This window comes from Agrobacterium rubi TR3 = NBRC 13261 (genome assembly GCF_000739935.1).
Taxonomy (GTDB): domain Bacteria; phylum Pseudomonadota; class Alphaproteobacteria; order Rhizobiales; family Rhizobiaceae; genus Agrobacterium; species Agrobacterium rubi.
The window spans coordinates 101,344-113,860 of sequence record NZ_BBJU01000017.1 but is presented as its reverse complement, the minus strand read 5'-3'; the positions used below and the strand labels follow the sequence as shown (position 1 = coordinate 113,860).

12 protein-coding genes are annotated in these 12,517 nt (G+C 57.2%); 1 reads left to right on the top strand and 11 read right to left on the bottom strand.

The window, feature by feature from the left end; all coding sequences use genetic code 11:
* Window positions 1-9 precede the first annotated feature (9 nt).
* The 6 genes from trpA to RRU01S_RS14765 all read right to left on the bottom strand — a co-directional run bounded on the left by trpA (window position 10) and on the right by RRU01S_RS14765 (window position 6,164).
* Entirely contained in the window at window positions 10-849 is an 840-nt protein-coding gene (gene trpA, locus RRU01S_RS14795; protein WP_045231057.1) for a tryptophan synthase subunit alpha, read from the bottom strand.
* A 2-nt stretch (window positions 850-851) separates the two neighbouring features.
* Window positions 852-2,072 (bottom strand): tryptophan synthase subunit beta, encoded by a 1,221-nt coding sequence (gene trpB / locus RRU01S_RS14790; RefSeq protein ID WP_045231056.1) that lies wholly within the window; start codon window positions 2,070-2,072, stop codon window positions 852-854.
* A 2-nt stretch (window positions 2,073-2,074) separates the two neighbouring features.
* Window positions 2,075-2,731, bottom strand: coding sequence for a phosphoribosylanthranilate isomerase (locus RRU01S_RS14785; protein ID WP_045231055.1), 657 nt, complete (start codon window positions 2,729-2,731; stop codon window positions 2,075-2,077).
* Window positions 2,732-2,834: 103 nt separating this feature from the next.
* On the bottom strand, window positions 2,835-3,605 hold the full coding sequence (locus RRU01S_RS14780; RefSeq protein WP_045231054.1) for a M48 family metallopeptidase: 771 nt from the start codon (window positions 3,603-3,605) through the stop codon (window positions 2,835-2,837).
* A 45-nt stretch (window positions 3,606-3,650) separates the two neighbouring features.
* On the bottom strand, window positions 3,651-4,886 hold the full coding sequence (locus tag RRU01S_RS14775; protein ID WP_045231053.1) for a polyhydroxyalkanoate depolymerase: 1,236 nt from the start codon (window positions 4,884-4,886) through the stop codon (window positions 3,651-3,653).
* A 435-nt stretch (window positions 4,887-5,321) separates the two neighbouring features.
* Window positions 5,322-6,164 carry a fumarylacetoacetate hydrolase family protein gene (locus RRU01S_RS14765; RefSeq protein WP_045231051.1) on the bottom strand — a complete coding sequence of 281 codons (843 nt, stop codon included), beginning with the start codon at window positions 6,162-6,164 and terminating at the stop codon, window positions 5,322-5,324.
* Window positions 6,165-6,358: 194 nt separating this feature from the next.
* On the opposite strand from RRU01S_RS14765, the gene RRU01S_RS14760 reads away from it, so the two are divergent.
* On the top strand, window positions 6,359-6,961 hold the full coding sequence (locus RRU01S_RS14760) for a nitroreductase family protein (RefSeq protein ID WP_045231050.1): 603 nt from the start codon (window positions 6,359-6,361) through the stop codon (window positions 6,959-6,961).
* A 113-nt stretch (window positions 6,962-7,074) separates the two neighbouring features.
* Here RRU01S_RS14760 and gyrB read toward each other — a convergent pair whose 3' ends face one another.
* From gyrB to RRU01S_RS14735, 5 genes are all read right to left on the bottom strand, one after another.
* The gene (gene gyrB / locus RRU01S_RS14755; RefSeq protein ID WP_045231049.1) at window positions 7,075-9,510 is read right to left on the bottom strand and encodes a DNA topoisomerase (ATP-hydrolyzing) subunit B; all 2,436 of its coding nucleotides are present in this window, start codon (window positions 9,508-9,510) and stop codon (window positions 7,075-7,077) included.
* Window positions 9,511-9,668: 158 nt separating this feature from the next.
* Complete coding sequence (locus RRU01S_RS14750) at window positions 9,669-10,034, bottom strand: helix-turn-helix domain-containing protein (protein WP_045231048.1); 366 nt, start codon at window positions 10,032-10,034, stop codon at window positions 9,669-9,671.
* The gene (locus RRU01S_RS14745; RefSeq protein ID WP_045231047.1) at window positions 10,031-10,609 is read right to left on the bottom strand and encodes a Smr/MutS family protein; all 579 of its coding nucleotides are present in this window, start codon (window positions 10,607-10,609) and stop codon (window positions 10,031-10,033) included. The genes RRU01S_RS14750 and RRU01S_RS14745 overlap by 4 nt, the downstream gene beginning before the upstream one ends.
* A complete protein-coding gene (mltA, locus tag RRU01S_RS14740) occupies window positions 10,609-11,727 on the bottom strand; it encodes a murein transglycosylase A (RefSeq protein WP_045231046.1) in 1,119 nt (372 codons plus the stop codon). Before mltA ends, RRU01S_RS14745 begins: the two co-directional genes overlap by 1 nt.
* Window positions 11,724-12,422, bottom strand: a complete 699-nt coding sequence (locus RRU01S_RS14735) for a Tim44/TimA family putative adaptor protein (RefSeq protein WP_045231045.1) — start codon at window positions 12,420-12,422, stop codon at window positions 11,724-11,726. Before RRU01S_RS14735 ends, mltA begins: the two co-directional genes overlap by 4 nt.
* Window positions 12,423-12,517 lie beyond the last annotated feature (95 nt).

Sequence of the window (12,517 nt, the reverse complement as noted above, 5' to 3'; positions counted from 1 at the left end):
ACCGAAGTCTTACTCGGCAGCGGCAAGGCGCGATGCGCGCACACCTGTTGAAAGTCCCTTTACCAGTGTTGTCACCGAGGGAACAGTGTCGTTGGTGGCCTTCCCATCCTTGGTCAGGCTTCCGGCAATCTGATTAACGATGGCAGAACCCACCACAACGCCATCTGCAACAGCGCCGATTGCACGGGCATGATCCGCCGTCTTGACGCCGAAGCCGACACAGACCGGTAGACCGGTATGCGATTTGATACGACCGACTGCGCCGGAGATCGTCGACGGATCCGGCAAGGCCGAACCGGTGATGCCGTTCATCGATACGTAATAGACGAAACCGGAGGTATTTTTCAGAACTGCGGGCAGGCGCTTTTCATCCGTGGTCGGCGTTGCCAAACGAATGAAATTGATGCCGCGGGCCAGCGCAGGAACGCAAAGTTCATCATCCATCTCGGGCGGAAGATCGACGACGATCAATCCATCGATACCGGCTGCAAGCGCATCATCCAGAAACTTTTCGACGCCGTAGATGTAGATGGGATTGTAATAGCCCATCAACACGATTGGGGTGGTGTCGTCGCCCTTGCGGAATTCGCGGGAGAGAGCGAGCGTCGTCTTCAACGTTTGCCCGCCCTTAAGGGCACGCTGCGCCGCCATCTGGATGGCCGGGCCGTCGGCCATCGGGTCGGAAAACGGCATGCCGAGTTCAATGACATCGGCACCGGCTTCCGGCAGCGATTTCATGATGCCGAGAGACGTGTCGAAATCCGGATCGCCACCCATGAAATAGGTGATCAGTGCCGGGCGGTTTTCAGCGCGCAGATCAGCAAAGCGCTTGTCCATACGTGCAGTCATGATTACGCACCCATTTCCAGAAGTTTCGCTACGGTAAAGATGTCCTTGTCGCCACGGCCGCACAGGTTCATGACGATGATCTGGTCCTTATCCATCTTCGGTGCACGCTTGACGACCTCGGCCAGCGCATGGGCAGGCTCAAGAGCCGGAATGATGCCCTCGGTGCGCGTCAGCAACTGGAAGGCATCCAGCGCTTCAGTGTCCATGATGGGCACATATTCGACGCGACCGGCATCTTTCAGCCAGGAGTGCTCAGGGCCGATGCCAGGATAATCGAGACCGGCTGAGACCGAGTGACCTTCTTTGATCTGGCCATCACTGTCCTGCAACAGATAGGTGCGGTTACCATGGAGAACGCCCGGCGCACCTGCTGTCAGCGACGCACAATGTTCTTCGCCCTCAAGGCCCTTGCCGCCCGCTTCGACGCCGACGATCTTGACGCTGGCGTCATCCAGGAACGGGTGGAACAGGCCGATGGCGTTGGAACCGCCGCCGACTGCTGCCACCAGCAAATCTGGAAGACGGCCTTCTGCCGCCATCATCTGCTCGCGCACTTCGTGGCCGATGACCGACTGGAAGTCGCGGACCATTTCCGGGTAAGGATGCGGACCGGCTGCGGTGCCAATCATATAATAGGTGTCATCGACATTGGTGACCCAATCGCGCAATGCCTCGTTCATGGCATCTTTCAGCGTGCCGTGGCCGGAGGTTACCGGAATGACTTCTGCGCCGAGAAGCTTCATGCGAAAGACGTTCGGTGCCTGACGCTCCACATCGGTTGCGCCCATATAGACGACGCACGGAATGCCGAAGCGGGCAGCGACCGTTGCCGATGCAACGCCATGCTGACCGGCACCGGTTTCTGCGATAATGCGGGTCTTGCCCATGCGCTTGGCGAGCAGGATTTGGCCAAGGCAATTGTTGATCTTGTGCGAACCGGTGTGGTTCAGCTCATCGCGCTTGAAGTAAATCTTCGCGCCACCCAGCTCCTGCGTCAATCGCTCTGCGAAATAGAGTGGGCTTGGACGGCCTGTATAATGGGTGTTGAGGTGGGTCAGCTCCGCCTGGAACCCTGGGTCGGTCTTTGCCTTGTTCCACTCGTCCTGAAGGTCAAGGATCAGCGGCATCAGCGTTTCGGCCACGAAGCGGCCTCCGTAGATACCAAAACGGCCGTCCTCATCGGGACCGGCGCGGAAAGAGTTGGGTTTCACCGTTTCGTTCACTCTCAAACTCCCTGCGTTCTGGCAGACCGTATCGCATCGAAGAATGCGTCGATCATGGCCAGATCCTTGACACCCGGTGCGCTTTCCACACCGGAAGATGCATCTATTCCCAAAGCGCCTGTCACGTCCAAGGCTTCGGCAATGTTGTCTTTGTTCAATCCCCCGGAAAGCATGTAATCCACACCCTCGTCAAGAGAGCGCAGCAAGGTCCAGTCGAAGGAGACGCCATTGCCGCCGGGCAGATCAGAGCCCTTGGGTGGCTTGGCATCGAACAGAAATTTATCGGCAATCCCTATATAGGCATCAATTTTGGCGAGATCATCGCCATCGCGAATGGAAAACGCTTTTATGACGGGCAGTCCATAGACGGCCTTGACGTTCAGAACCCGCTCGGGGCTTTCGCTGCCATGAAGCTGCAGCATGTCGGGTTTCAGCAGATCGATGATCTCGTCCAGCTCGTCATTGTCGGCATCGACGGTAACGGCCACGATCTTGACGCTGCCACGCACGGCATCCGCCAGCTTACCGGCAATATCGGGCTCGATATTGCGCGGGCTCTTTTCGAAAAAGATGAAGCCGATATGGCTCGCGCCGCGTCGAACAGCGCGTTCGATGGCGTCAGCAGACTTCAATCCGCAAATCTTGATATCCGGTTTCATGACTTGGGAGGTGCCATGAAATAGCTGATGAGTCGAGCCAAATCGAATGTAACCCTAATACAGGCAGATGTTTCACGTGAATCCAAAATTGTTTTTTAAGGATTCACTCGAAATCGATGGCATGGAGTTGCGAGCCGTTGCGTTTGAGCCAGGCTTTAGAGGCTTCCGTGGTCGGGCAGAGTTTCTCACACAGCGCCCAGAATTTCGGGCCATGGTTCATCTCGCGCAGATGGGCGACCTCATGGGCGGCGAGATAATCGATGACGCTTTCCGGCGCCATGACGATGCGCCAGGAAAAGCTCAAGTTTCCCTCATGCGAGCACGAGCCCCAACGGCTTCGTGTGTCCTTCATGGAGATGGACCGTGCAGGCCTGCCAACTGATTTGGCGTGGTGAGCCACCAGCCTCTCAAGATCGGCCCTCGCCTCTTTCTTCAGAAAGGTCGAGATACGACGGCCAAGATGTTCCGGCAGACCGCTGACCCGCAGCACCGCCTCGCCGTCTTCGTTTGTCGCAAGATGCGTTACGCCGCGCAATGTGCCGGTGTGTTCGATGCGATGCGGCACGCCGCGAATGGAAATGCTGCCGCCATCCGCAACGCTTCCGCCTTCCGAAAACTTCGACAGCCGCGCTTTCAGCCAGCCATTGTGGCGGTCGAGAAAATCATCCACCTCGCGGTGGTGAAGACCATAGGGAATGGTCATTTTCAGCGCTTTACCGCCCGGCTCGATGCGCAGCGTGATGCGGGTGGCGCGCTGATTTTCCGTGATGGTGATGGGAACGCTGCGGCCACCGACATCCACCACGCGCTGCGACGCCACGGACTTGGCGGGGCGCGAAGTGGATTTCAGGGACTTTCGAAGGAGCGAAAACATCGCCTTTCATAGCGATTCGCGGCGCAAAAAGCTATCCGGTTGCCTCTATGCGGAACGTTCGTTTTTATGGATGAAGTCCAGCATACGTGGGACGATATCGCGGCGGAAGCGCGAACCATTGAAAACGCCGTAGTGGCCGACATCCGGCTGCATGTAATGCTCTCGCTTCTCGGGCGGAATATTCGAGCAGAGATCATGCGCTGCCCTGGTCTGGCCGACGCCGGAAATGTCGTCGTTCTCGCCCTCGACGGTGAACAGCGCCGTACGCTTGGCGGCGGACGGGTCTACCGCCCTGCCCCGATGCAGCATGGTTCCCTTGGGAAGCGCATGTTCGATGAACACGGTTTCCACGGTCTGGAGATAAAATTCTGCCGTCAGATCCATCACCGCCAGATACTCATCGTAGAACTCGCGGTGCTTCTCCGCCGTCTCACCATCGTTCTTCACAAGGTTCATGTAGAAATCCTTGTGTGCCGTCATATGCTTGTCCAAGTTCATCGACATGAAGCCGGTGAGTTGCAGGAAGCCGGGATAAACCGCGCGACCAAAACCAGGCTGCGGCCACGGCACATGCATGATGACATTGTCACGGAACCACTCGATGGGCTTACCCTTGGCCATTTCGTTGACGGCAGTCGGGTTGATCCGCGTATCGATCGGCCCGCCCATCAGCGTCATGGAAGCCGGTGCGCATTTGTCCTCATCGGCTTCCATCAGCGAAACGGCAGCCAGCACCGGCACGGACGGCTGGCAAACTGCCACGACATGCACGCCCTCACCAATGTGGTGGATCATATCGATGAGGTAATCGATGTAATCATCGAGATCGAAACGGCCATCCGTCAGCGCCACGTTGCGCGCATCCAGCCAGTCCGTAATGTAGAGATCGGCAGACGGCAAAAGCGCCTCGACCGTGCCGCGCAGCAAGGTCGCGTAGTGGCCGGACATGGGCGCAACCAGCAGGACTTTCGGGTCAGGCGCTTGGCCGACAGGGAAATCGCGTTTGAAACGGATGAGATTGCAGAACGGCAGCGACCAGACAATCTCTTCACTCACTCCAACGGATTGTCCTCCGATCACCGTCTCCGAGAGATCGAATTGCGGCTTGCAGTAGCGACGTGTCAGCCGCTCGAATACTTCAAAGCCAGCGTCGAGGCTTCTTCCGAATGCTGTGTTGGACAGAGGATTGACGGGATTATTGAAGGCCTGCCGCATCATATCGGCGCTGGCCCGCAGCGGCATCATGGCCGCGTGGTTCATTTCATAAAACTGATAGAACATGGATGAACGCCTCCCGTCGTTTATCGACTTCTTTTCGTCATGATAGCATCTTTTCGCACATGCACAAAATAAGGCCATTATTTTGGGAGTTGGCCGATGTCTCGACGCTTAGTTTTAAAGGATTTACGGAGTCTGAGCCCGATGAAGATCAGGGAAGCGATCATTGCCAAAGCTAATGAAAACATCGGGCCCGTGATCAGGAGAACAATCCAAGGACAGGCAACGTCCTCGCATTTGTAAAGGCCGTTCAAACCTGCCTGAAAAGCCAGCCAATACCCTAAGATGATACAAGCGCCTGCGATGCACAGGACTGCCAATAATATCTTTATTATTCTCACAACTACCCCCGCAGCAAGGTAGCAGCTTGTCACACGCAGACGCGAAAGGGCAAGCCAAGGCCTGCCCTTTTTCATTCCGCACTGTTCAATAACAGACTCAGACGTCGGCCACGAATGTCTGCTTCTGCGTGCCGAGACCTTCGATGCCGAGCTCGACCACGTCGCCTGCCTTCAAGAAGCGTTGTGGCTTCATGCCGAGGCCGACGCCGGGAGGGGTGCCGGTGGAGATGATGTCGCCGGGATGCAGGGACATGAACTGGCTGAGGTAGGAGACGACATGGGCAACGCCATAGACCATGGTCTTGCTGGAGCCGTTCTGCATCGTCTCGCCATTGACCTTCAGCCACATGCCGAGGTTTTGCGGATCGGCGACTTCGTCCTTGGTGACGAGCCATGGGCCGACCGGACCGAAGGTATCGCAGGACTTGCCCTTGGTCCATTGTCCCTGACGCTCGGACTGGAAGGCACGCTCTGACACATCATGCGAAACGCAATAGCCGGCGACGTAATCCAGAGCATCGGCTTCGGAGACATATTTCGCCGTTTTGCCGATGACCACGCCGAGTTCGACTTCCCAGTCCGTCTTTTCTGAACCGCGCGGGATAACGACATCGTCGTTCGGTCCGACGATAGCCGATGTGGCCTTCATGAAAATCACCGGCTCCGGTGGCACAGTGGCGCCTGTTTCAGCTGCGTGATCGGAGAAATTGAGACCGATACAAATGAATTTGCCGGTGCCGGAGACGCAAGCGCCGATACGGTCGTCGCTCAGAACCGGAAGCGAAGCCAGATCGATGGCTGCGATCTTCTTGAGACCTTCGGGAGAAATGGCATCGCCACCGATGTCTTTCACATGCGCGGACAAATCGCGCACCTTTCCATCAGCATCGAGGATAGCTGGCTTTTCGTGACCCGGTTGGCCGACGCGTAACAATTTCATGACATTTCTCCCGTTGTCCGACATGTTTCTGCATATATGAACGAACTATTTATCCGTGTCACCCCTGCTAGCAATTCAAAACATCGCTCTTCGGATTGTAGGAGGCATTTTCCTCAGCGGGGGTGTATGACATTTCCTGAGGGCCTCACGGTGCGCCTATGCATCATGACGTCAAACAGTGTCGAGGAGATGATATGACCTACGCCAATTCACGCCAGTCCGAGTATCCGGTCGATCCCATATTTCTGGATCGTTGGTCGCCACGTGCGTTTGACGGGACAGGAATGCCGAGAGAACATCTGCTGACGATCCTCGACGCTGCGCATTGGGCGCCGTCTTCATCCAACCAGCAGCCATGGCGCTTTGTCTTTGCCCATAAGGGCACCGAGCAATGGGAGACCTTTGTCAGCCTGTTGATGGAAGGCAATCAGGTCTGGGCGAAAAACGCCGCCGTGCTGCTTTTCATCATTTCCCGCGACTTTACGATTTCCCGCGACGGCGAGAAGAAACCGGCAACGACCCATTCTTTCGATGCGGGTGCTGCCTGGCTGTCGCTTGCCTTGCAATCCCATATGCTCGGCTACCACGCCCACGGCATGGCGGGGATCTTCAAGGACAAGATCGTCGAGACACTGGACATCCCAGCCGGGTTCGTCGTCGAGGCCGCCGTCGCGATCGGGACAATGGCTGACAAGTCCACCCTATCGCCAGAGCTTGCAGAGCGGGAAGTGCCGAGCGACAGAGTGCCGCTCTCCGACGTCGCCTTCGAGGGCAAGTTTACCGGCAAGGCCGAATAAACCCTGTTTCATCGGCATTAGATCAAACAAAAGGCCCGAGGAAGAATATCCCTCGGGCCTTTTGTTAAAAATGCGTTTCACGTGAATCGTCTGACGCGACAATCCACCTAAAATCAGATATCGAGATTGGCGACGTTCAGCGCGTTTTCTTGGATGAAGTCACGGCGAGGCTCGACCTCGTCGCCCATCAGACGGGCAAACAGGCTGTCGGCATCGGTTGCGTCAGGAATTTTCACCTGAAGCAGCGAGCGCACATTGGCGTCGAGCGTGGTTTCCCACAGCTGCTCGGCATTCATTTCACCAAGACCCTTGTAACGCTGCATCGACAAGCCCTTGCGGCCTGCTGCAAAGATGGCATCGAGAAGCGAGCGGGGGCCTGAAATCGTCAGCGTTCCGTCCTTGCGTTGCAGCACCGGCGGCGTCTTGTAGATATCACCCATGCGAGTGGCCAGCTGGTCGATGTGTCGCGCATCTGCCGAACCCATCAGGCCCATATCCAGCGTGGAGACTTCTTTCACGCCGCGCACCATGCGCCAGAAGCGCAAACCGCCATCATCAAGAACTTCGCCGGTCCAGCCGCGCTCGGTTTCTTCTGCGATCATATCCAGACGACGCGCAACCTCGGCAACGGTGGCTTCAGCCTTGCTGGCATCCGCCGACAATTCAGGGTTCATCGCACCGGCAATGGCTGCCTGCTCGACAATCGAGCGGCTGTAGCGCGAATGCAGATTGTCGATCAGCGTGCGCATGCGTACAGCATCGAGAATGACCTCACGCAAATCCTGGCCGACGCGGACTTCACCGGACCCCAATGTCAGCGACGCCTCTTCGATACCCATGGAAATCAGATAGTCTTCCAGCGCCTTTTCGTCCTTCAGATACTGAACGGACTTGCCGCGCGTGACCTTATAGAGCGGTGGCTGGGCGATATAGAGATGGCCGCGCTCGATCAGCTCCGGCATCTGGCGGAAGAAGAACGTCAAAAGCAGCGTGCGAATATGCGCGCCGTCGACGTCAGCGTCGGTCATGATGATGATCTTGTGGTAGCGCAGCTTGTCGGCGTTGAACTCGTCCTTGCCGATGGAGGTGCCGAGCGCCGTAATCAGCGTGCCGATTTCCTGGCTCGACAGCATCTTGTCGAAACGCGCGCGTTCGACATTCAGGATTTTACCGCGCAAGGGCAAAATAGCCTGCGTTTCACGCGAACGGCCCTGTTTTGCAGAACCACCGGCGGAGTCACCCTCGACGAGGAAGACTTCAGATTTAGCCGGATCACGCTCCGAGCAATCGGCAAGCTTGCCGGGCAAGGAGGAGATATCGAGTGCGCCCTTGCGGCGGGTCAGTTCACGGGCCTTGCGGGCGGCTTCACGCGCAATCGCAGCTTCAACGACCTTGCCGACCAGGATTTTGGCTTCGGTCGGATGTTCTTCGAACCAGGTGCTGAGCGCTTCGTTGACGAGATTTTCGACAACGGGCCGCACTTCGGACGACACCAGCTTGTCTTTGGTCTGCGACGAGAATTTCGGGTCGGGAACCTTGACCGAGAGAACAGCGGTCAGACCTTCGCGGCAATCTTCGCCCTGAAGGGAAACCTTTTCGCGCTTGGTAATGCCGGAGCTATCGGCATAGGAGGTCACCTGGCGCGTCAACGCACCGCGGAAACCGGCCATATGCGTGCCGCCATCGCGCTGAGGGATGTTGTTGGTAAAGCACAGCATGTTTTCGTGGTAGGTGTCGTTCCACCACATCGCGACTTCAACGGTAATGCCGTCTTTTTCGCCGATGATGTAAACAGGCTTGTCGACCAGCGGCTTCTTGGAGCGATCGAGATACTGCACGAAGGCTGCCAGACCGCCATCATAAAGCATCTCTTCCTGCTTGATGTCGGAATGGCGCTTGTCGGTCAAAAGAATACGCACGCCCGAATTCAGGAAGGCCAGTTCGCGCAGCCGGTGTTCCAGCGTCGCGTAGGTGTATTCCGTCATGGTGAAGGTTTCGGTGCTGGCGAGGAAGGTAACTTCCGTGCCCGAACGACCCTCATATTCACCCACGATCTTCAGCGGGCCATCGGCCACGCCATGGGTAAAGGAAATCTCGTGGATTTTGCCGTTGCGGCGAATGCGCAGCTTCAGCCAGACCGACAGAGCGTTCACGACCGAGACGCCCACGCCGTGCAGACCGCCTGAGACCTTGTAGGAGTTCTGGTCGAACTTACCGCCCGCGTGCAGCTGGGTCATAATGACTTCGGCAGCCGAGACGCCCTCGCCGGTGTGGATATCGGTGGGGATGCCGCGACCATTGTCGGTGACCGATACCGAACCATCGGCATTCAGCGTCACCGTCACCAGGTCGGCATGACCGGCCAAGGCTTCATCGATCGCGTTGTCGACGACTTCGTAGACCATGTGGTGCAGACCGGAACCGTCGTCGGTATCGCCGATATACATGCCGGGACGTTTGCGCACCGCGTCAAGGCCCTTCAAGACCTTGATCGAGTCGGCTCCATAGGCTGCACTGGCGGCGTTTTCGCTCGACGGAGTTTCAGTCATAAGCACTCTTTCCAAATGTATCTGTCGCAGCGCATCTGTTTGCGGACGGCGCGACAGCGAATCACTTTAAATCTGACGTGTGACTATAGAAATTCCGCCTCGATATCCAAAGTCCACGAGCGTCAAAACCCTGCATAAAGCGGGGGATAGCGCGGGTTTCAATCGTAAGAACGGCTTTTTTGCAGCACCTCTGCCAATTCCTCTATCACAGTTGGCGCCAGCTTGCGAATATTCCGCGCCAATCCGTTGGCGAAAGCGGTATATTCCTGCGGCAAACCGGCGGTATCGATGACCACGCGGGGGTCGGATGTGCCTGCGAGCGAGAAGAGTTCATCGGCCTCATCCCAGATGATGTTGAAATAACCGGCGATGCGCTGGAGCAGATCGAAGCTCGGCTTGCCGCGCTTGCCATGTTCCAGTGCCGAGAGATAGGCGGGCGACACACCGATCGCCAGCGCCATCTGCTTTTGCGTTACGCCCTTCTTGTCGCGCAGAACACGCACCGCTTCCGCAAACGGCGTCATGACGTGTCTCCGCGTCGGCGGGCCAGACGCACATAGAGCGCACCATCCCCACCGTGGTTCATCGAGGCATCCTCGTAGGACGAGATGAGGTGACGGTATTCCGATTTGGAAAACCACATCGGCACCGCACGTTTCAAGGCGCCATCGCTGCCCATCGAGCGACCCTTACCTGTGATGACCAGAACGTGGCGTAAGCCGCGCTCATGAGCACGCACGAGGAAATCGAGAAGCACCGCATGCGCTTCGCTCTGAAACATGCCGTGCAGATCGATGCGTGCTTCCAGCGGCAACCGCCCGCGGGTCAGCTTGCGTTTGACGGGCTTTTCCAGCGGGCTGTGGATGCGCTTTCGGTCCGGGTCCGGCGATGCCGATTGCGGTATCGTCTCGATGATCATTTTCGGGAAAGGCGGAATGGGCTTTTTTGCGGGTGGAGGTGGAGGCACGGGCTCGATCTCGGCTTCCAGCGCTTCAAAGGCCATCAAGTCCTCGACGCTGCCGGAAATCAGCCGGGTCGTCTTGGCAACCTTGCCCCATAAGATGCGCTCGTCTCTGCCGAGTTTGCGACCGCCCTTCATTACCGATACCTCTCCGCCGCCCCACGCGGAATGAGGATATAGAAATCTGCCGCGTTGCGCACGGTGCCTGCCAACTCGCCTGCCTCATCGCCAGAGCCGGTGAAGATATCGCCCCGTGCAGGCCCGACGATGGCCGAGCCTGTATCGAGCGCCAGCATCAGCCGACCGAAGGGACGCCCTTGATCCAGATGGGTCAGGCTTTGCGAGCTGATATAAAACGGAAAGCCGAATGTGTGGATGAGGCGATCCACCGCCAGCGCCCTGCCCGCGATCAACGGCACCTTGGCAGCCGCGATCGGTCCGAGTTCAAGCCCTTCCACATCCGCCTCGCGGAAGAAGATGTAGGAGCGGTTGTGCCACAGCACCTCGTCCACCTCTTCGGGATGATCATTCAGCCATTGCCGGATTGTCTGCATCGAGATGGTGGCGGGATCGAGCTCGCCCCTGTCCAGCAGCAGGCGACCGATGGGTGAAAACATATGGCCAGCCTTGGCGGCATAGGTGATACGCCTGATCGTGCCATCGGCATAGCGAAGACGTGCGGCGCCCTGGACATGCACGAAGAACAGATCCACTTTGGACTTGGCCCAGGCAATCTCCAGGCTTCGACCCTCCAGATATCCACGGTCGATCTCACCGCGATCAGGATAGGTCGAAATCTCTCCATCGCGCTGCAAGCCGAAGGCATAATAGGGATCGATATCCGACGGCCTGTTGGCATCATCCAGATCGATCAGATCGGGTGGACGACGATAGATCGGATATTTGAAGGTCGCATCGGGCTTTTCCGATACGTCGAGCTCAGGCTCATAGAAAGCGGTCACGAAGCCACTTTTGCCCTGGGACGGTGATATCTTGAAGGGAACGCAATGGTCTTCGAAAAACCGCCGTGCGGTGCTGGCATGTTCAAAGCTGGCTTCGTCGGCCTTTTCCAGCAGGGCCGAAAGCTCTTCCGCACTCAGCCCGAGCGCCCCGGCGCGATAGGGTTTTGATTGACTCAGGTGCGAGCGGACGGATTGCATGGCCGGAAGCAGCGAAGAGGGATCGTCCGTCTGCCAACCGGGCAATTGCTCGAACGATACCTCTTCTAACGCGAAATCGCGGCCAAGGCTGCTCATTGTTCGGATTCGGTCGCGATCAGCTTCCAGTTCGGATCGCGCGAGCGGATATCCCGCGAGAAGGTCCAGATGTCGTCGACATCGGATACGCTTTCCGGATCACCATCGATCAGCTTGCCATCCTTGTCATAGGTGGCGGAAATCAGCTGGCTCTTGATCCGCAGGGTGATCTGCTCTTCAGAATCGCGGATGCTCGCCTGGGTGATATCGATCTTTTCGGTGCCGACAAAGGTCGATTTGACCACTTCGCCGCGACTTTCCCGCTCGGTAATGGCGGCGTCAAAGCCCTCGTAAACTTCCTTGGACAGGAGATCCTTGAGGATTTTTCTATCGCCTTCGGCAAATGCCATGACGATCATCTCGTAGGCCATGCGTGCACCGTTCAAAAATTCCTTCGGGCGGAATGTCGGATCGGTCTTGTTCAGCTCCCGAAGCGAATCGTTCAATGCAGAGCCCGCCGGTGCGATGGCGTCGATCTCGGCAAAACGATTTTCCTCATCCTCTTCGCCACGCTTCGGCAAGGTCACGACCTTGTTATCGTCTGTGGCGGGAGATTTGACGGCATCGCGCGGGGTATAGGGATCCACAGGCGGCTTTTCATTGCCGGTCCGACGACCAAGGACACTGCGAAGCTGGAAGAAAACCAGCACAGCAGCCACAAGAAAAAACAATGTTATTAAGTCGCTTGAGTTCATCTTTTACCGACACCACCATTTAAATTCAATTTTCTACACATCATATAGTCTGCATCTGTTCATCATTCAAATATGCAGATTCGAACGCCGGTCTC

Coding starts and splice junctions, on each gene's coding strand:
- trpA (WP_045231057.1), bottom strand. CDS start 849: ATGACTGCACGTATGGACAAGCGCTTTGCTGATCTGCGCGCTGAAAAC.
- RRU01S_RS14785 (WP_045231055.1), bottom strand. CDS start 2,731: ATGAAACCGGATATCAAGATTTGCGGATTGAAGTCTGCTGACGCCATC.
- RRU01S_RS14780 (WP_045231054.1), bottom strand. CDS start 3,605: ATGTTTTCGCTCCTTCGAAAGTCCCTGAAATCCACTTCGCGCCCCGCC.
- RRU01S_RS14775 (WP_045231053.1), bottom strand. CDS start 4,886: ATGTTCTATCAGTTTTATGAAATGAACCACGCGGCCATGATGCCGCTG.
- RRU01S_RS14765 (WP_045231051.1), bottom strand. CDS start 6,164: ATGAAATTGTTACGCGTCGGCCAACCGGGTCACGAAAAGCCAGCTATC.
- RRU01S_RS14760 (WP_045231050.1), top strand. CDS start 6,359: ATGACCTACGCCAATTCACGCCAGTCCGAGTATCCGGTCGATCCCATA.
- gyrB (WP_045231049.1), bottom strand. CDS start 9,510: ATGACTGAAACTCCGTCGAGCGAAAACGCCGCCAGTGCAGCCTATGGA.
- RRU01S_RS14750 (WP_045231048.1), bottom strand. CDS start 10,034: ATGACGCCGTTTGCGGAAGCGGTGCGTGTTCTGCGCGACAAGAAGGGC.
- RRU01S_RS14745 (WP_045231047.1), bottom strand. CDS start 10,609: ATGAAGGGCGGTCGCAAACTCGGCAGAGACGAGCGCATCTTATGGGGC.
- mltA (WP_045231046.1), bottom strand. CDS start 11,727: ATGAGCAGCCTTGGCCGCGATTTCGCGTTAGAAGAGGTATCGTTCGAG.
- RRU01S_RS14735 (WP_045231045.1), bottom strand. CDS start 12,422: ATGAACTCAAGCGACTTAATAACATTGTTTTTTCTTGTGGCTGCTGTG.